Consider the following 18,614-nt stretch of genomic DNA (forward strand, 5'->3'; position numbering starts at 1 on the left):
GTACGCGGGCACGGACGCGGCGGAGACGCCCCGGCTGGACACCGGTGACGCCTCCGCCACTGCTTCCCGGGCAGGTCACCCGGGAAGACCGGCCGTCAGGCCAGGGTCAGGGTCAGGGTCGCGGAGTACTCGCCCGGCGCGACGTCGTCCGGGATCGACAGGCGCAGGCCGGCGCCGCAGGTGAAGGTGCCGGCGCTGGCGTTGGGAGCGGCGGAGCAGAGGGTGCGGGTGTCGCCCAGGTCGGCGGCGGCACCGGCCGTCACCGCACCCGAGCCGCTGGTCTTGGCGGCGCTGGGGTTCCAGCTCAGCTTGCTGCTGGCGATGGTGTCGGCGCCGAGGGTGAAGTCCTCCAGCTGGCCGGTGAGGTCCCAGCCGACGTTGGTGCCCCGCAGGTCGGTGACGGTGGCGGTGGGCAGCGCGCCGGTGGCGGTGCCACCGACGGTGCCGCCGGTCAGCGTGGCGGTCGGGCTCGCCACGGCGAGGCTGAAGGCGCCCGCCTCGACGTCGGCGATGATCTCCACGGGCGCGGTGATGGCGCCCTGGGCGGCGGTGATCTGGAAGGAGGTCGCCGTCGAGGCGGACGGCTTGAAGGCGGTGGCGTCGGCCGGGGTGAACGCCGCCGACAGCGCGAAGGTGCCCACCGGCAGGGCGGTGGTGGCGAAGGTCGCCGTGCCGTTGGTCACCGGCGCGGTGCCGAGCACCGAGCTGCCCCGCCGGAACTCGACGGTGCCGGTGGCGGCGGCCGGCGCGACCGTCGCGGTGAGGGTGACCTCGGTGCCCTGGGACACCGGGCTGGCCGGGGAGACGGCGAGCGAGGTGGTGGTGTTCTCGGCCACCGGCACCCGCCAGGTGTTGCCGGTGACGGTGATGGAGGTGCGGAACTCGTCGGCGTTACGACCCTCGGTGAGGCTGTAGCACTCCATGACGACCCACCACTCACCCGCGGCCGGGGCGCCCCCGATGGCGGTGGAGAACGAGCGGTTCGGGTTGATGGTGATCGGCGCCTGGTCGTAACCGCCGCCGCCGAGCGCGACGGCCAGGTTCGAGTACGGGCCACCCGGCCGGCCGATGCGCAGGTTGGCGTTCTCGCCGTACCCGGTCGGGCAGGCCGCCGTGGTGGCGCTGGCGAAGATCGGGGTGTCGGTGACGCTGCCGCTGGTCTGCGACAGGGACACCTCACCCAGCGAAGCTGCCTGCGCCGGAGCGCTGACCCCGACCACCAGGCCGGCGGCCAGCATGACGGAGCCGGCGAAGGCTCCGGCGCGGGCGAGCACACGCTTGTTCATGAATCACTTCCTCTCGTGAGGGTGAAGCCCGGTCCGGTCCCCACGGACCGGCCGCGATCAGGCTCCACACGGGCTGTGTCCCGGCAGGCAGGCGAATGTCTCCGCCGAACGTGCGCAAAGCGAATTTCCGGTGTTTCCCCGTCGGCCGAATGGACGGTTCGACGTGACTGACGGCTAGCCGAATCGGCCATTCACGTAGTCGTACGTGCGCTGATCCTGTGGGTTGTCGAACATCGATTTCGTCGGGCCGTACTCGACGATCGCCCCGGGCGTTCCCTGCGCGGCCAGAAAGAACGCGCACTGGTCGGAGACCCGGGCCGCCTGTTGCATGTTGTGCGTGACGATGACGATCGTCACCTCGACCGCGAGTTCCGCGATCGTCTCCTCGATCCGGCGGGTCGAGGTCGGGTCCAACGCCGAGCACGGCTCGTCCATCAGCAGCACCCGGGGACGGACGGCCAGCGACCGCGCGATGCACAGCCGCTGCTGCTGGCCGCCGGAGAGGGCGCCGCCGGGCTGCCGCAGCCGGTCCCGGACCTCCTTCCACAGGCCCGCCTTGGTCAGCGTCTCCTCGACCAGGGCGTCCCGGGTGCCCCGGGACGCCCTGGTGCCGGTGAGCTTGAGACCGGCCAGCACGTTGTCGTAGATGGACATGGCCGGGAACGGGTTCGGCTTCTGGAAGACCATCCCCACCTGGCGCCGGGCGTCGGTGATCCGCCGGGCCGGGGCGTACAGGTCGCGGCCGTCGAGCAGCACCTCACCGGCGAGCGACGCCGACGGGACCAGCTCGTGCATCCGGTTGAGGATCCGCAGGAAGGTCGACTTGCCGCAGCCGGACGGGCCGATCAGGGCGGTCACCTGCCCGGCGGGCATGGTCAGCGACACCCGGTCCAGCACCTTGTGGTCACCGAACCAGGCGGAGATGGACCGGGCGTCCAGGCTGGCCAGGTCGCTGCCGGCCGGCGTACGGGGCAGGTCGAGCAGGGTGTCCCCCCGGTCGGCCGGCCCGCCGGGATGCCCGGTCTGGGTGTCGAGCTTTGTCACGTTGCGTCCTTCCACGTGGAACGCCGGTCGGCTGCCGTGCCGGGGCCGGTCAGAGCAGGTTGGGCAGGAGGCGGATGGCCTGGTCGGCGGTGGCCACGCCGATGGCGAGCAGGACTGGCAGGCCGACGATCCAGCTCTGCCACCGCCCCCAGCGGCTGCGCAGCCAGGTGAGGGCGAGCGCGGCCAGCAGCAGCGCCTGCCCCCACAGCAGCACCGGGGTCCAGGCGTCCGGGTCGGTGGCCATCGCCTGCTCGGCGGCGGGCAGCGCGGACGCGCCGAAGCGCCGGGCCGGGGTGGGCTGCACCTCGCTGACCAGGTTGGCGTCCACCCGCAGCACGTCGGTCGGCATGAACTCGGTGCCCAGCGCGGTGATCAGGGTGAGCCGGCCCTGCCCGGGCGCCGGCTCGGGTGCCCGGTCGCCCGGCCGGCGCAGCCCGGTCACCACGTACGTGTGGGTGCCCTGGCCGGTGGTCGCGGTGACCACGTCGCCGGGCACCAGCAGGTCGAGGTCGCGGAACGGCCCCCCGTACGCGGCCCGGCGCCCCATGATCACGCTGGTCCCGGCCTGCCCCGGCAGGACGGTGTCCCGCCGGTGGCCCGGGCCGGCCCGCAACACGCCGCCGTCGGTGCCCTCGCGCACCACGGCCCGCAGGCCGACCCGGGGGATGGTCAGCATCGCCACCGGGGTACCGGGGCCGACCAGCCGTTCCGTCCCCTCCGGCGAGTCGTCGAAGTCGGTCCGGAACTGGCCCACCGGGGCGGTGCCCCGGGCGAGTTCCCCCCGCAACTCGGCGAAGGCGGTCTGCTGGTCCCGTTCGTAGGCGAGTTGGGAGACCAGGGTGAGGTGGCAGACCAGGCTGAGGGCCAGCGCGGCGAGGATGCTCAGCGCCGTGCCGGGCACCTGGAGGCCCGGCATGGCGCGCGGGGCCGGTTCCGGTGGAGCCGACCGGGGCCGGTCCGGCTCGATGGTGAGCGTCGACATGGTTCTCTTCCCTCGTCGCGAGACCGCCGCCGGGCGACGGTGGATGGATCAGGTGCTGAGCTGCTCGTCCGGCCAGATCACCGGGGCCGGCTCGCGCCGCCGCCGGCCGAGCAGCAGGGCGCCGCCGCCGACGCCGACCAGGGTGATGCCGGTCAGGCCGATGCCGATCAGGGAGACGCCGGTGGTGGGCAACCGACCTCCGCCGGAACCACCGCCACCGCCACCGCCGCCACCGCCACCGCCGCCACCGCCGCCACCGCTGCCGCCGTCGCCGGTGCCGTTCCCGTCGCCGTCGCCGTCGCCATCCCCGTCGCCATCCCCGTCGCCATCCCCGTCCCCGTCGCCGTCGTCGCCGGCCACCACGAAGTCGAAGACGACCCGGTGGGCGGCGCCGGCGAGGGTCAGCCGGGCGGCGCCGTCGGGCGCGTCGGTCGGCACGGTCAGCCGGTAGGTGACCGTCCCGTCGACCGCGTCGACCGTCTTCGGCGCGTCGTCGTTGAGCGACACGGTGACCCGCTCGGCGCCGGCGAAGCCCCGGGCGGTCACGGTGACCCGCTGGCCCGGCCGCAGCGTCGGGTTCGTGCCCAGCGTGGTGCCTTCCTCGTCGACCACGGTCAGCTCGTCCTGCTGCTGGGGCTCGGTGATCTGGTAGGCCACCGGCGCGGACGTCGACGCGGCGAAGTCCGCCGGCTGTGTCGGGGTGAAGACCGCGGTCAGCGTGTGACCGCCCGCGATCAGCTGGGTCGTCTTCAGGGTCGCCGTGCCGGCGGTGAGCGGCTGGGCGCCGCCGAGCGCGGCCGTACCGTCGAGGAACTGCACGCTGCCCGCGGCGGCGGCCGGGGTGACCGTCGCGGTCAGGGTGAGCTCGGTGCCCTGCGGTTTCGGCCCGGTCGGGCGGACCGCCAGGGTGGTGGCGGTCGACTGCGGCGTGCCGATGACGAACGGCAGCCGAGCCGACTCCGCGGCGGTCCAGCGGCTGCCCGGCGCCGGCACGAACAGCGCCTTCAGGTCGTGGCCGCCCTTGGGCAGGTCCGGCACGGCGAGCGTCGCGGCGCCCTCGATCACGTCCGCGATGGCGATCGACACCTCGCCGGTCACCTCGCCGGTCGGGAACCGGACGAACTCCACCGAGCCGGCCGGCAGGGTGTCGCCGGCCGCTCGGGCGGCCACCGTGGCGGTCAGGGTCAGCGCGCTGCCGGGTGCCTGCGGGCTCGGCTTGTCCGCCGCCAGCGTCACGGTGACCGCGCCGGCGGGCACCACGGTCAGCTCGACCGGCTCCGAGGTGGACGGCAGGTAGCCGGCCGGGTCGGCCGGCTGGAAGGTGGCGGTCAGCAGGTGAACCTTCTCCGCCTCGTTGCCGGCGGGACCGGGCAGGTCGGTGGTCTTCAGCACGGCGCTGCCGCCGCTGACCGGGGCGCTGCCCACGTCGACCGTCTCCGCCGCGGTGGTCCGGCGGAACAGCACGGTGCCGGCGGCGGTGGGCGCGACGCTCGCGGTCAGCGTCACCTCGGTGCCGGCGTCCACGGTGCCGGTCGGCGCGGCGGTCAGCATGGTGCTGGTGGCGACCGCGGTGGAGCAGGTGGCCGCGGTCGTCCAGGTGCTGCCACAGACCAGGATCGGGGTGTGGAACAGGTCCGGGTGCTCACCCTTGGTGAGGCTGTAGCACTGGAGCACGACCCACCAGGTGCCGGCCTCGGGCGTGGCGCCCGCCGCCGTGGCGAAGGACCGGTTCGGGTTGACCGTGATCGGGGCCTTGTCGTAGTCGCCGCCGCCCAGGGCGACCGCCAGGTTCTTGTACGGCTTGGTGTCGGGCCGGCCGATCCGCAGGGCCGCGTTCTCGCCGTAGCCCTCCGGGCAGGCGGCAGTGGTGGCACTGGTGAACATGGGGTTGTCGGTCACGCTGCCGGTGGTCTGGGAGAGGGTGACGCCGCCCAGCGACGCGGCCCGGGCCGGTCCGCTGAACGTCAGTACCACCCCGGCGACGAGGGTGCACACGGAGAGTGCGAGTACCGCTGCCGCCGCGACGCGGGCGATGCCGGGCCTGCTCATCTACGTCCTCTGCTGCTCGGGCGGCGTCGGTGGGACGCCGGGTGGGGTCCCGCCCGAGGTCGGGCGGGCGGCCCGGGTGCCGTTCGGACACCCGGGCCGGCGTGACCGGATCGTCAGTTGGCGAACCGGAGGTTGGTGTAACCGCAGTTGGCCTCGAGCGGCGAGACCAGGGTGGGGCGGATGCCGAAGCCGAAGAGCTCCACGACCTTCCGCGCGGTGCCGCCGTCGTTGACGGTGGCCGAGCAGACGGCCGAGCCGGCGCCCACGAAGGTGGACTGGATGAGCGGCTGGGTCAGGTCCGCGGTCGGGACGATGTTGTAGACGTCCCGGCGCAGCGGGAAGTTGATGTTGAGTACGCCGCCGACGACCGGCTGCTGGAGGGTGCCGCCGGTGGGGCGGATGCCGTTCAGGGCGGCCTCGCCGCGCCGGTCGGCGACGGTCACGCCGGTCAGGCTGGCGATCTTCGTGGCGTTGCCCTGGGCGATGAACTGGCCGGCCGAGAAGGGCACCACCCGGGTCGGGAAGCCGTCGAGGACCGTGCCGTCGTGCTCCTGGGCCCGGGCGATCACCGGCACCGCCGGGGTGGCCGGGTTGCTGTCGGTGTCGGCGGCCAGGCACGGGTAGTCGCCGAGGTTGATCTCCACCTCGGTGATGCCGACCTTGCTGGACCAGAAGTCCCAGGTGCCCGAGCCGGACTGGAGCATCACCGGGCTCACCGGGTTGCCGGCGATGTTCCGGTCGAAGCAGCGGTACACCCGCTGCACCTGGGCGAAGGACACGTTCACCGGCAGGTCGCCGTTGACGTTGCGGGCCAGCGTCACCGCGTCCACCCCGAACGAAATGTAGGTGTAGTTGCCGGTGCTCGACGGCACGCTGCCGCCGCCGTAGCTCGACGAGCGGGCGAAGTCGACGCAGTTCACCACGTTGGTGTTCGACCAGAAGCCCGGGCCGCCCTGGCCGATGTCCTCGCCCTCGGCGGCGCGCAGCGCCCGGCGGCCGTTGCTGGACCCGTTCGGCCGGGGGAAGTCGCAGTTCGCGGCCCGGGTCTTGACGTTGTTGGTGCCCCGGGCGTCCCAGGAGGCGATGACCTTGTTGCCACCGCTGGTGATCACGTTGCCCAGACCGTTCATCACGTCCTGGGTGGTGTCCGAGCCGACACCGGCCAGCGTCCGGTACTCGGTGACCGGCGAGGGGTCGGCCCCGGCCGGCGCGGCCACCAGGCCGGTGGCGACCACGGCGGCGAAACCGGCCGCGGCCACCCTGCTGATGGATCTGACCTTCATGCTGCTCCCTTTCTGCGGGGCATGACAATTCCGCTCACCCGATCGGCGGGCAAGCCGGAGTCATCGTCTCGACATTTCCACGGCCATTGAAACCGCGCCCGGACAAACGTTTCGGAGATCGGTCTCTCGCCAACATTCAGGCCGGATGAACGGCAGCCGACAAACAGTCGGGATTTCGCACGCGTATTCATTCCGGCCCGCCCGGGGACGCGAATCGGCCGGCGAATCGACGCAGGATCGGTCCGGCCACCCCACCGACCAGGCCGACCGCGAAGATCACGATGATCGCGTAGCGGAGGCCACCGACCGGGCTGCCCGGCGTGCGGTTCCCGGCCTGCTGGGTGGACGGCTGCGGAGAGGCCGCCTGGCTGCCGGGCACCGGCGCGTTGCTCGACGGAACGGTGCCGGTCGCCGGCGGCGGTGGCAGTGGTGGCGCCGGCGCACCGATGGCCGGGGGCGGCGAGCCGCCGCCCGTGGCGCCGCCGGGGGCGGAGGTCGCGGGCGCCGCGATCGGCGCCGAGGGCACCGGCGACGAGGTGGCCGGGGCCGGCCGCTCCAGCCGGGCCGCGGCGGCCTCGGTCATCGCCCGCAACGCCGCCGGCAGCGGCACGTACCCCTCGGGGAGCAGGCCCCGCGCGGCACCCGGCCGCTGCCCGTCACCGGCCGCGTGCCGGAGCAACCGCGCGTAGTCGCGCCGCGCGTCGATCGGGTCTGTGGTGTCCGCGACCGCGTAGGTCAGCAGCGACAACGGGTACGCCCCCGCGGTCGCCCAGGCCGTCGCCGGATCGATCACCGACACCCCGGCCACCTGGCTCGGCCCGGCCGTGGCGACCGCCGCGCTGATCGCCGGCGTCGACGGGGCCCGGCAGTCGTCCGGGGTCCACCTGCCGTCGGCGTTCTGGGTGGCCTTGCAGAGCTGGGCGGTGAACAGCCCGTACCGGGCCGCCGAGGCGGAATCGGTGACCGACATGGTGAACCGGAAGCCCGGCTGTTCCCGGGGCAGCTTCTCGAAGCGGGGCGGGGTCACGTTCCGGTTCAGCGACTGCCCGAACGCGCCGGTGTCGCCGCGCAGCGTCCTCGCCGCGCCCGGCCCGAAGCCGCCGGTGTACGGCCGCAGTTCCTGCGAGCAGAGCTGGTAGAGCTCGGCGCCCTCCCGTTCCTCGTAGCAGGAGCGGTCCGCCTTCGGGAAGTAGTCGGGCGCCTCCCCGCCGAACAGCGACCCGTACGCCGGGTTGACCACCATGTCGCCGTCGGGGATCCCGCTGAGCCACGCCTTGGCCGCCCGGTCGGAGAGGATCCACTGCCAGAGCGCGCGGGCGGCCACCGAGCTGCCGTTCGGCACCATCAGGCCGTTGAGGGTGACGGCGGCCCGACGGTCCCAGTCGGCGAAGACCGGGTTCAGGTCGAGGAACTCCGGGTCCCGCTTGATGCTGTCGTAGTTCTTCTCCAGCGCCTTGCCGCCGCCACCGGGGACGTCCCGGCGGTACGACTGGGTGAGCAGCTTCGCCACCAGGCGTGGGGTGAGCTTCAGGTCGCGTACCGCCGTGCCGCGCAGCCGGGCGACCTCCTCGGGCAGCGGCACGTTCTCCAGGTTGACGTCGATGTTCATCGCGATTACCACCCCGGAGAGGGTGACCGGGGCGTGCACCAGCACCGGATCGTCGGCGGTGGTCGGCACCGGGTCGGAGCTGTAGATCAGGCCGGGCGCGTTGGCCGACGGGGTGAGCAGCTGCCGGGCCGCCTCGTCGTCGCCGATCGGCGAGTAGCTGATCGACGGCCCGTTCGCGGTGGCGCAGAGCGCCGGTCGCCAGGCGGACGCGGCCTCGGCCGCCAGCTCGGTGCCGGCGGTGATGCGTTCCGCCTGGTCGGCCGAGCAGTAGCCCTTGACCGGCTCGAACGCCAACGGCACCACCATCCGGTACTGCCAGTTGCGGACCATCAGCGGGGAGCCCTGCGGCGCGTCGTCGGCCGACACGTCCGCCCCGGTGTACGGGTGCCGGTGCCCGCGCGGCACGATCACCAGCCAGCACGGCCGGGACGGCTGTCGGGCCCCCTGCGCGTCGGTGTAGGGGTCACCGCAGCCGAGGTCCGGGGCGAGGGAGGAGTTCTGCACCTCGAAGGAGATCCGTCCGGTGCCGTCCGCGGCGGTGAGCGCGTACGGGTACTCGTTCGTCACCGACTTGTTGAAGTAGCCGGCCAGCACCTCGTCCGGGTACGCCTCCCGCTCGGCACCGGTCTGCGGGTCGGTGATCTGCGGGAACGGCTGTGCCGCGCTGCCGTCGGGGGTGCGCGGACGCTCGCAGCCGGTCGCGCCGACCGGGCAGGACACCGGCCGGAACGGCACCATCCGGGCGTCCTCCGGCAGCGTCTCCTTCGGGTCCTTGGCCGGATAGTCGGGTGAGTCGATGCGCAGTTCCCGCGAGTTGGCGTTGGCCGCCGCGGCGGCGGGCACGTCGGACGGCATGACCGGGGTGTCCACCTTGGCGCCGAACTGGCAGGTCTCCCGGAACGCCAGCCCGTCCGGGTCGTCGGCCGCGTACGGGTCGCCGTAGCACTGCATCACCTGGAGGAAGTCCACCCCCAGCACCCGGTCGCGGGGGGTGGGGGTGCCGCCGGTCCAACTGACCACCACGGCCTGGTTGACCAGGTCGCGGGTCTGGTCGACGGTCACCGCGAGCGCGCTGAAGTCCTCGCCGCCGGCCACCTTGACGCCCGGCACGGTCACCGCCGAGCCGCCGGTCTCCTCGGCCCGGGCCGGCGCGGCGGCCGGCGGCACCGGCAGCAGCGCGGCGACGGCCAGCAGCAGCGCGGCGCGGGCCGCCCAGCGTCGGCGGGCGCTCACCGGTCGCCCCGGTGGTCGTCGCGACGCCGGTTGGCCAGCGCCTGGGAGACCAGCGGCGGGCCGACGATCAGGACGACCAGCAGCAGGGCCGCGAGCAGCATGGTGGTGTGCCGGAGCCGCCAGCCGCCCTCGCCGTCCAGCGCCACCGGCACCGCGGCGACCTGCTCACCGCCGGCCACCCCGGCGCCGCCGGCCGCGACGACCTCGCCGGTGTCCGGGTCGACCTGCGGGGCGGTGCCGCCGTCGGGTACGCCCGGCAGGCCGGGGGCTCCGGCCGTCGGGGTGGCCCCGGGCGTGCCAGTGCCTCCGGTGGCGCCGCCGCTCGGCGTGCCCCCGCCGGTGGCCCCGCCGCCGGTGTTGCCGCCGGTGTTGCCGCCGCCGGTGCTCCCACCGCCGGTGTTGCCGCCACCGGTGTTGCCGCCCCCGGCGGGCGCGCCCGTGCCGGTGCAGCGGGCCGCCGGGAGGACCGGGGTGTCCTGGCGAGCCCCGGCCGTGCCGGCGCTGCTCTGGGTGTTGCCGCGGCGGTCACAGGGCGAGGGCTGCGGGGCGTTCTTGGCCAGCGCGTTGCCGCCGTCCGGCGACACGGTCGGGTTGTTGCAGGTCCGCAGCTTCGCGGCGATGTCGACAGTGCCGTGGCCGGGGATCTTCTGGACCTGTTCCATCCCGGCCTTGACCAGGTTGATCGGCAGCGGCGAATAGCCCAGCACCTCGGCCTGGCGTTGCCCCTCGCAGAGGAAGTAGTAGGAGAACTGGCTGAGGGTGAACCCGGCGTCGGTGGTCAGGTTGTACTCGAGCTTCGTCGGAATGATCATGTACGAGTACGACGAGAGCGGATAGGTCCGCGGGTCGGCGGAGCCGTACACGTCGTCGAGGATCTGGGTCAGGTAGTCGTCGGAGCTCTTGTTGGTGTTGATCCGCGCCCTGGTCAGCGCCACCGCGACGTTGTCGGCCGTCGGCTCCACGTAGTAGCCGCCGGCGTTGAGCACCTTGACCACCGGGAACTTCGCGTTGATCGCGTACGAGTACTCGACGTACGTGATGGCGCCCTCGGCGTTCTCCTGCCGGACGTAGCCGGAGACCCCGTCGGAGCCGTTGGCGCCGACCGTGCCGTCACCGGCCCGGCGCGGGAAGATCGAGGTGATCCCGCACGGCGCCGGCTTGTTGAACTTCGCGCAGTACGCGTCCCACACCTGCGGATGCTGCTTGCTCATCCAGAGGGTGAACTGCGCGGTGGTGCCGGAGCCGTCCTGGCGGACCACCGGCACGATCGAGCGGGACGGCAGGGTCAGCCCCGGGTTGTCCGCCCTGATCGCCGGGTCGTTCCACTTGCGGATCACGCCGGTGAAGATCTTCGCGAGCACGTCGCCGGAGAGCCGCAGGTTGGTCACCCGCCGGCCGCCGATCTTCAGGTTGTACATGAAGGCGGTGCCACCGGCGACGATCGGCATGTACGCCGACTGCCGGGAACCCTTGCTGTCGGTGCCGTTGAAGATGTCCCGCATCCCGTACGGGATCTCCGAGACACCGAAGTGCGCCTTGCCCTCCCGGAACTGCACCCGGCCCTGGGTGGAGCCGGCGGCCTCGTACTCGACCTGGATGTTCTGGGCCTGCACGTTGCGCGCCCAGGTGCTGATCGCGTTGGCGCTCCAGGTGGAGCCGATCCCGACGATCGGCACCAGCCGGCCGGATGCCTGCGCGGGCGGCGACACGCTCAGCACCATCGCCACGACGGCCGCGGCGGCGGCCAGCCGGGCCAGGCGGGACGTCGTCGGTCGGCGACGGCGGATCCGCGGTGTCAACATGTCCTACCTCGTGGTCGCATCGGATGGGTCGGGGTCTCCGCCGGGGGTGGCGGTCCGGGGATCGGTGCGGCGCCCGCCGGCGGGCCGGGCCCGGTCGCGGGCGGCGAAGCGCAGCGCGTCGCGCCGCGAGGCCAGCGCGCGGCGGCGGCGCTGACCCCGGCTGAGCTGGCCGGGCGCCCGGCCGCCGAGCAGCCGGGCCAGCACGAACAGCAGCAGGACCAGGGCCAGCAGTACGGCCGCCGCGCCGAACCCGCGGGCGATCATGGTCTCGTCCGGGCGCCGGATCGAGTCGAAGGTGAACAGCGGCAACGAGACCTGGTTGGCCTGCAGCGGGTTCGCGTTGGTGAACTGGGTGAAGCCGGCCGTGAGCAGCACCGGGGAGGTCTCGCCGATGCCCCGCGCGGTGCCCAGGATGATCGCGGTCATCGCTCCGGAGCGGGCGGTGGGCAGCACGACGTGCCAGATGGTCCGCCACTGGGAGGCGCCCAGCGCCAGGCTGGCCTCGCGCAGGGTGCCGGGGACCAGCCGCAGCACCACGTCCGCCGCCCGGATGATGATCGGCAGCATCATCACGCTCAGCGCCAGCGCGGCGGCCAGCCCTGACTTCATCCGGCCCAGCGCCAGGATCAGCGTCGCGTAGATGAACAGGCCGGCCACGATGGACGGCAGCGCGGTCATCGCCTCCACGATGATCCGGACGAACCGGCTGAACGCCCCGGGCAGTTCGCTGAGGAAGACCGCGCAGAGCAGCCCGAGCGGGATGGTGATCGCCAGCGCGATGGCGATCTGCTCCAGGGTGCCGATGACCGCGTGCCGGATGCCGCCCACCGTCAGCGGGTCCAGCGGGCCGGCCACCCGCATGTCCTCCAGATAGAAGTTGAGGTGGCCGAGCGCGTCCCGGCCGCGATAGAGGGTGAAGCCGACCACCACCACCAGCGCCACCAGCATGGCGACCGCCAGGCTGTGCACCAGCACCCCGGCCAACCGGTCCCAGACCACCGGGCCGGCCTCGTCCAGCGAGACCAGCGCCAGGTGGAAGGCCAGGAAGAGCAGGTACGCCACCACCACGAAGCCGAGCGCGCCGTCGAACGGGGCGAGCTGGGCGAAGAGCAGCGAGGTCGTCCCGACCGCGGCCACCGCCGCGCCGAGTACGGCGAAGACGTCGGTGTTGCGGACCGTGGTGAGGGTCCGTCGACGTTCGCCGGTCGCGGGGCGGTCCGGGCGTACCGGGATGGTGGTGGCAGGCGGCGGCGCGGTGACCGGCGCGACGTCCGGCTCGGCGGTCAGGGCTGCGTGTCTCGGCGTCATCAGCGGTTCCTCAGGCGTCGCTGGCCGCGCCGGAGCGGCTGCGGTTGATGATCAGGCCGGCGCCGAAGTTGACCAGCAGGGTCATCCCGAACAGCACCAACCCGGCGGCCATCAGGCCGGCGATGCCGATCGGGTTGGACTCGGCGTAGCGGAGGGCGATCAGGGAGGAGATCGAGCCGCCGCCACTCTGCAGGATGTGCGGCTGGATCACGAAGACGAACGAGATGACCAGATAGACGCCGATCGTCTCGCCGAGCGCTCGGCCCAGGCCGAGCATGGTGCCGCCGATCATCCCGCCCCGGCCGAACGGGAGCACCACCGAGCGGATCATGCCCCAGCGGGTCGCGCCCAGGGCGAACGCGCCCTCCCGCTCACCGACCGGGGCCTGGGAGAAGACCTCCCGCATCACCGAGGAGATGATCGGGGTGACCATCATCGCCACGATGATCCCGGCGATGAACGTGGAGCTGGTCAGCGCGCTGTTGCTGCCCAGTGGGTCGCGCGGGTCGTAGCCGTCGACCCGGAACAGCGGGAACCAGCCGAGGTAGGTGGCGAGCCAGCGGGGCAACCCCTCGCCCTGCTCACCGACCACCAGCAGGTGTGGTTGCAACAGGTAGAGGCCCCAGATCCCGTACACCACGCTGGGCACCGCGGCCATCAGGTCGACCAGGTTGACAAGCATCGGGGCGATCCGGCGCGGGGCGTACTCGGCGATGTACAGCGCGGTGCCGGTGGCCAGCGGCACCGCGATGACGATCGCCACGGCGGCGATCAGCAGGGTGCCGATCAGCACACCGGCGACGCCGAAGTTGCCGCCGACCGGGTCCCACTCCTGCGCGGTGAGGAACCGCCAGCCCATGGTGCGCAGGGCGGGCACGGCGCGCAGGGTCAGGAAGATCCCGACCAGCAACATGATCAGCAGCACGACGATCCCGCCGAACCGGATCACGCCGCGGAAGACCAGGTCCGTCGGGGTTCGGCGCTGGCGTACCCGCCGCGGGGCGTCGGCCGGCGCACCGGCCGCCGGCGCGTCGGACGGTGTCACGACAACGGTCATCAGCCTGCGTCTCGCTTCCGCGGGGTCAACCTGGTGGGGAGCCGGTAGGTCAGCCGCGCCGGCGGGATCAGCCGTACGACGGCCGGCTCGGCCACCGCGCTGACCGGCTCGGCCGCGCGCCGCCGGTCCCGGCGCACGGTGCGGGTGCCGTCCGCCACCTCGGCGTGCGGCAGCGCCTCCAGGAAGCGCTCCAGGTTGTAGCTGCACTCCCGCGCCCGCAGGTACGACCGGCTGGACAGGGCGACCGGCACGTCGTCCAGCTGGACGCGCCAGACCCATTGGCCGCTGGCCGGCACGGTGCCCTCCTGGGCCACGATCCGCGCCGCGTTGGCCTGGAGTTCGAGCACCGATTCCCGGCACTGCGCGTAGACCTCGTGGTAGGCCGTACCGCGGCCCAGCGGCCGGTTGTTCGACGAGACGAGCAGCCAACGGATGCCATCGACCAACTGCCCCTGCTGCGGCCCGGGCATCGGCGCGGCGAGAAACACGAATCGTGAATGCTGCACCTGGATCCCTTCCCTGATCGTGCGCGTCCGGCGCGCACCTGCTGCCGCTTCCCCAGGACCTGACGCCGATCAGCGTCGGAGGCGTCGGTGACTCGGTGCGGCGTCATCCGCTCACGCCAGACGTGCAGCATGTGAACAGCGGGTACCGGGGCATCCACCATTCGGATACCTCCGCTGGCCAGAGGGGGGACCGGGGACCGCTTCGCCGGTTTCGTGGCGGTAACACGGACGCGCCGGCCGGAAGCGTCCGGTGTGGACGCCACCGGCCGGCGGTGGGGAATCGGTCAGCGGCGCGGGCCGCGCGGGGCACCGGGCGAACGCCGGGTGGTGAGCCAGGTGGCGCCGACCAGGGCCAGCGCGCCGAGCACCGCGACGATCCACCAGACGTTGGCCAGCGAGGCGACCCCCACCCCGCTGTTGCCGGCCAGCCGCGGCGCCGCCGCGCTGGGCTCCGGCCCGGCCGCGGCGGCCGCGGCGGGGACGCTCGGGCCGCCCGTGGCCCCCACCCCGCTGGCGGTCGGCCCGGGGCCGGTGGTGGCCGGCGCCGGACCGACGGGCGGCGCGCCCGCCGCTCCGGTGGAGCCGGGTACGACCAGCGGGCCGTTGGTGGAGCGTGCCGTCGCGGCCGGCGCCCCGGCGGGACGACCGGCCCGCCACTGGCGGCCGGAGACGGTGATCGGGGTGACGAACCGGTCGGGATGCACCCCCTGGGTATCGCTGACGCACTCGACGACGACCCACCACTCGCCGTCGACCGGCGCGCCGCCCAGGGCAATCGCGAACGACCGGTTGGGCCGGGCGGTGACCGGTTGGCGGTCGTATCCGCCGCCGACCAGCGGCCGAGCCAGGTTGCTGTACGGCCCGCCCGGCGGCCCGACCCGCAGCTGTGCGTTACGGCCGAAGCCGCGTGGGCAGGGCGCCGAGGCGGTGGCGGCGGCGAACACGGGCGTGGCGTCCACGGTGCCGGTGGTGGCCGAGAGCCGTACCCCGCCGAGCGGGGCGGCCTGCGCCGGGGTGGCCAGGACGGCACCGGCCGCCGGGCCCAGCGCGGCCAGGCTCAGCACGGTCAACAGATGGGCAGCGAGTTTTCGGAGCACACGGACGGTCTATGCCGGCCGCCGGACCATCCGGACACCATCAGTCACGCGCCGGACGGCCGGCAGGTGAACAGGGGTTGACCGGGCCCGCTCAGGCCCAGACCTGCTGCGGCTCGGCCCGCCGCTGCGCCAGCGTCGGCGCCGCGTCGTATTCCCGGACGGTCTCGTAGCGGGTGTTCCGCTCGACCGGGCGGAAGCCGGCGTCCCAGATCAGGTGCAGCAGGTCGTCCCGGTGCATGGTGTTCGGCGTGCCGTACGAGTCGGCGTCGTGGGTGATCTTGTATTCCACGACGGAGCCGTCCAGGTCGTCCACCCCGAAGTTCAGCGAGAGCTGGGCCACCGAGAGGCCGTGCATCACCCAGAAGCACTTCACGTGCGGCACGTTGTCGAAGAGCAGCCGGGAGACCGCGAAGGTCTTGAGCGACTCGGCCGGCGAGGCCATCGTGGTGCGGGCCTGGATCCGGTTACGGACCTTGCCGTCCGCCGAGTCGACGAAGTCGTGCTGGTAGCGCAGCGGGATGAAGACCTGAAAGCCGCCCGTCTCGTCCTGCAACTCGCGCAGCCGCAGCACGTGGTCGACCCGGTGCCGGGGCTCCTCGATGTGGCCGTAGAGCATGGTCGACGGGGTCTTCATGCCCTTCGAGTGGGCCAGCCGGTGGATCCGCGACCAGTCCTCCCAGTGGCAGGCGTGGTCGACGATGTGCTGCCGGACCTCCCAGTCGAAGATCTCCGCGCCGCCGCCGGTCAGCGACTCCAGGCCGGCGTCCATCAGCTCGTCGAGGATCTCGTCGGCGCTCAGCCCGCTGATCTTCTCGAACCACTGCACCTCGGTCGCGGTGAACGCCTTCAGGTTGACCTTCGGCAGCGCGGCCTTCAGCTCGCGCAGCACCTTGGGGTAGTAGCGCCAGGGCAGCGTCGGGTGCAGGCCGTTGACGATGTGCAGCTCGGTGAGCTGCTCGTCCTCCATCTCCTTGGCCTTGCGGACCGCCTCGTCGATGCGCATCGTGTAGGCGTCCTTCTCGCCCGGCTTGCGCTGGAACGAGCAGTACGCGCACGACGCGGAGCAGACGTTTGTCAGGTTGAGGTGCCGGTTGACGTTGAACATCACCCGGTCACCGTTCAGCTCGGTGCGCCGGTGGTGGGCCAGCCGCCCGAGCCAGGAGAGGTCGTCGCTCTCGTAGAGGGCGACCCCGTCCTCCCGGGTCAGCCGCTCCCCGGCGTACACCTTCGCTTCGAGCTCGCGCTTGAGTCCGGCGTCCATCGAAAGCCACGTCCCTTCCACCTGCGGTCCCGGTCGAGCCTACGTCGGATCCCCGACGGACCGGCGGGCCGGGCGCGGGCAGCGACCTGGCTCACCCGTTCTTCAGCCCACCGTCACCCTCCGCACATCGACATCTTTGCCCTGGTGAGGTAAGACATGGTGGGGGACGACACACACTGACAGCTCCCGACCACCGCGCCCGGCTGCGCGGCGGCGGGGCCGGGCGGGGAGCGGAATGAGCGACAGCGGGCGCAGGGCACGGCAACGACGCAGGAGCCCGGTGATCTCGCCGATACTGCGCCCGCGCCTGTGGGCGGCGCTGCTCGGCGCGGTCGTCGCCGCGGCGATCGCCAGCCCCGCGTACGCGGAGCCGCCGCTGCCGGACACCGTGCCCGACACCGGGTCCCGCCCGCTGGTCACCGGCTCGCTGTTCCTGCCCGGCACCGGCGCACCGGTGCCGCCGGCCACCGACCGGCCGGCCGTGCCGACCACCACCAGCCCCACCGACGGCCCGCTGATGGCCCTGATCAACGCGGTCGACGCCCAGGTCGGGCAGCTCGGCGACGAGCTGCTCACCCTGCGCCAGCAGCGCGCCGAGACGGCCACCCAGCTCGCCACCGCCGAGCGTGACCTCACCGCCGCGCGGGCGGCGCTGGCCCAGGCCCAGGAGCAGGCGGACCGCAGTGCCGCCAGCGCGTTCAAGGCCGCCGCCGCGCTGCCGCCCGGCGACTTCGCCCGCAACCTCGAGGAGCTCAGCCAGCTCCAGCGGATCAACCAGGGTCAGCGGGGAGAGCCGTCGAAGACCCGGGTGACCGGCGACCTGACCCGGGCCCGGGCCGCCGAGGAGGTGGCCAACCAGGCGTACCAGGCCGCGCAGGCGCGGGACCGGGACATCGCGGCGCGGTTCGCCGGCACCCAGCAGTCGCTGCGCAGCCAGGAGACCCGGCTGGTCACGCTGCGCCGGGACAACGCGCTCCAGCTGAACCGGATCGAGCAGCAGCAGGAGGCCGTCGACCAGCGGATCGGGTCGGGCTACCTGACCGGCCCGAACGGGGTCGGCCGCAACGCGGTCGGGATGACCGCCCACCCGCAGGCGCTGGCCGCCGTCCGCTACGCGCTCGCCCAGCTCGGCGACCCGTACGTCTGGGCGGCGGAGGGGCCGGACACGTTCGACTGCTCCGGGCTGGTCTGGGCCGCGTACCGCTCGGCGGGCTACTACGGCCTGCCCCGGGTCGCCCGCGACCAGTACTACGCCACCCGGACCCGCACCGTCGACCCGTCCGCCCTGCTCCCCGGTGACCTGCTCTTCTTCGCCTCGGGCAGCAGCTGGACGACCATCCACCACATGGCGATGTACATCGGCGGCGGCAAGATGGTCGAGGCGCCCCGGACGGGCGACGTCGTCAAGATCTCGACGGTCCGCTGGTCCCGCCTCTACGCCGCCACCCGGGTGGTCGGCGCCGTCCCCGGACCGGCCGCCCCCACCACGATCCCGCAGCCGGTGCCCACCGGCGGAGCCGCGCCCACGCCGACACCGACGCCGAGCGCCTCGCCGAAGCCGGGCGGCACCACCAGCCCGACTCCGAAGCCGACCGGCGGCACCACGCCGAGGCCGACGCCCACCAAGTCGGCCACGCCGAGCCCGAGCGGTACGCCGACCACGCCACCCACCACCACCCCGCCGCCCACCACGACGCCCCCGACCACCACACCGCCGCCCACCACGTCCGCGCCCGAACCCACCGAAACCACCGCCCCCACCGAGCCGGCGACGACCAGCGACGCGCCCAACCCGGACGGCGGCAGCGCCGACCCCGAGGGCAGCACTTCGGCGGACGCGTCCACCAGCTCGTCCGCGGACGCCTCCACCAGCTCTTCCGCCAGCACGTCGACCAGCAGCAGCCCCGGCAACTGACCGCAACCGTCCGCTCCGACTGTGCGGTCGGGCCGGAATGTGGCACGGTGACAATCAGGCACTCGCGGATCGGCATCCCCGGTCCCGAGCGGGCGTGGGCGCGGAGGTCGAGCATGGGTGAGCAACAGGTTCCGGGCGGGACTCCGCCGCCCGTACCGGCCGGGGCGGGCGCGACCCGTGCC

The 18,614-nt window shown here is 73.4% G+C and carries 13 protein-coding genes; 1 reads left to right on the top strand and 12 read right to left on the bottom strand.

Annotated elements, in window-relative coordinates; translation table 11 throughout:
• Window positions 1–95: 95 nt before the first annotated feature.
• From K7640_RS08785 to mqnE, 12 genes are all read right to left on the bottom strand, one after another.
• Window positions 96–1,286: an Ig-like domain repeat protein gene (locus K7640_RS08785; protein ID WP_222954199.1), complete on the bottom strand. Its 1,191-nt coding sequence runs from the start codon at window positions 1,284–1,286 to the stop codon at window positions 96–98.
• A 174-nt stretch (window positions 1,287–1,460) separates the two neighbouring features.
• On the bottom strand, window positions 1,461–2,234 hold the full coding sequence (locus K7640_RS08790; protein ID WP_222954362.1) for a phosphate ABC transporter ATP-binding protein: 774 nt from the start codon (window positions 2,232–2,234) through the stop codon (window positions 1,461–1,463).
• A 145-nt stretch (window positions 2,235–2,379) separates the two neighbouring features.
• Window positions 2,380–3,312, bottom strand: a complete 933-nt coding sequence (locus tag K7640_RS08795) for a sortase domain-bontaining protein (protein WP_222954200.1) — start codon at window positions 3,310–3,312, stop codon at window positions 2,380–2,382.
• A 48-nt stretch (window positions 3,313–3,360) separates the two neighbouring features.
• Complete coding sequence (locus tag K7640_RS08800; RefSeq protein ID WP_222954201.1) at window positions 3,361–5,361, bottom strand: Ig-like domain-containing protein; 2,001 nt, start codon at window positions 5,359–5,361, stop codon at window positions 3,361–3,363.
• A gap of 113 nt (window positions 5,362–5,474) precedes the next feature.
• Window positions 5,475–6,644: a hypothetical protein gene (locus K7640_RS08805; RefSeq protein ID WP_222954202.1), complete on the bottom strand. Its 1,170-nt coding sequence runs from the start codon at window positions 6,642–6,644 to the stop codon at window positions 5,475–5,477.
• Window positions 6,645–6,831: 187 nt separating this feature from the next.
• Window positions 6,832–9,486 carry a hypothetical protein gene (locus K7640_RS08810; RefSeq protein WP_222954203.1) on the bottom strand — a complete coding sequence of 885 codons (2,655 nt, stop codon included), beginning with the start codon at window positions 9,484–9,486 and terminating at the stop codon, window positions 6,832–6,834.
• A complete protein-coding gene (gene pstS / locus K7640_RS30555; protein ID WP_305072205.1) occupies window positions 9,483–11,288 on the bottom strand; it encodes a phosphate ABC transporter substrate-binding protein PstS in 1,806 nt (601 codons plus the stop codon). Before pstS ends, K7640_RS08810 begins: the two co-directional genes overlap by 4 nt.
• A 3-nt stretch (window positions 11,289–11,291) precedes the next feature.
• On the bottom strand, window positions 11,292–12,596 hold the full coding sequence (gene pstA, locus K7640_RS08820; RefSeq protein WP_222954204.1) for a phosphate ABC transporter permease PstA: 1,305 nt from the start codon (window positions 12,594–12,596) through the stop codon (window positions 11,292–11,294).
• A gap of 10 nt (window positions 12,597–12,606) precedes the next feature.
• Complete coding sequence (pstC, locus tag K7640_RS08825; RefSeq protein ID WP_222954205.1) at window positions 12,607–13,653, bottom strand: phosphate ABC transporter permease subunit PstC; 1,047 nt, start codon at window positions 13,651–13,653, stop codon at window positions 12,607–12,609.
• Window positions 13,653–14,159, bottom strand: coding sequence for a hypothetical protein (locus tag K7640_RS08830; RefSeq protein ID WP_222954206.1), 507 nt, complete (start codon window positions 14,157–14,159; stop codon window positions 13,653–13,655). Before K7640_RS08830 ends, pstC begins: the two co-directional genes overlap by 1 nt.
• A 284-nt stretch (window positions 14,160–14,443) precedes the next feature.
• On the bottom strand, window positions 14,444–15,256 hold the full coding sequence (locus K7640_RS08835) for a hypothetical protein (RefSeq protein WP_222954207.1): 813 nt from the start codon (window positions 15,254–15,256) through the stop codon (window positions 14,444–14,446).
• Between the two features lie 91 nt (window positions 15,257–15,347).
• Window positions 15,348–16,517 carry an aminofutalosine synthase MqnE gene (mqnE, locus tag K7640_RS08840; protein WP_222954208.1) on the bottom strand — a complete coding sequence of 390 codons (1,170 nt, stop codon included), beginning with the start codon at window positions 16,515–16,517 and terminating at the stop codon, window positions 15,348–15,350.
• Window positions 16,518–16,752: 235 nt separating this feature from the next.
• Between mqnE and K7640_RS08845 the strand changes: the two genes are divergently transcribed.
• Window positions 16,753–18,432, top strand: coding sequence for a C40 family peptidase (locus K7640_RS08845; RefSeq protein ID WP_222954209.1), 1,680 nt, complete (start codon window positions 16,753–16,755; stop codon window positions 18,430–18,432).
• The last annotated feature ends 182 nt before the right edge of the window (window positions 18,433–18,614 follow it).

Source organism: Micromonospora sp. PLK6-60 (genome assembly GCF_019890675.1).
Classification (GTDB): Bacteria; Actinomycetota; Actinomycetes; order Mycobacteriales; family Micromonosporaceae; genus Micromonospora.

Coding starts and splice junctions, on each gene's coding strand:
- K7640_RS08800 (WP_222954201.1), bottom strand. CDS start 5,361: ATGAGCAGGCCCGGCATCGCCCGCGTCGCGGCGGCAGCGGTACTCGCA.
- mqnE (WP_222954208.1), bottom strand. CDS start 16,517: ATGGACGCCGGACTCAAGCGCGAGCTCGAAGCGAAGGTGTACGCCGGG.
- K7640_RS08785 (WP_222954199.1), bottom strand. CDS start 1,286: ATGAACAAGCGTGTGCTCGCCCGCGCCGGAGCCTTCGCCGGCTCCGTC.
- pstC (WP_222954205.1), bottom strand. CDS start 13,653: ATGACCGTTGTCGTGACACCGTCCGACGCGCCGGCGGCCGGTGCGCCG.
- K7640_RS08805 (WP_222954202.1), bottom strand. CDS start 6,644: ATGAAGGTCAGATCCATCAGCAGGGTGGCCGCGGCCGGTTTCGCCGCC.
- pstA (WP_222954204.1), bottom strand. CDS start 12,596: ATGACGCCGAGACACGCAGCCCTGACCGCCGAGCCGGACGTCGCGCCG.
- K7640_RS08845 (WP_222954209.1), top strand. CDS start 16,753: ATGAGCGACAGCGGGCGCAGGGCACGGCAACGACGCAGGAGCCCGGTG.
- pstS (WP_305072205.1), bottom strand. CDS start 11,288: ATGTTGACACCGCGGATCCGCCGTCGCCGACCGACGACGTCCCGCCTG.
- K7640_RS08795 (WP_222954200.1), bottom strand. CDS start 3,312: ATGTCGACGCTCACCATCGAGCCGGACCGGCCCCGGTCGGCTCCACCG.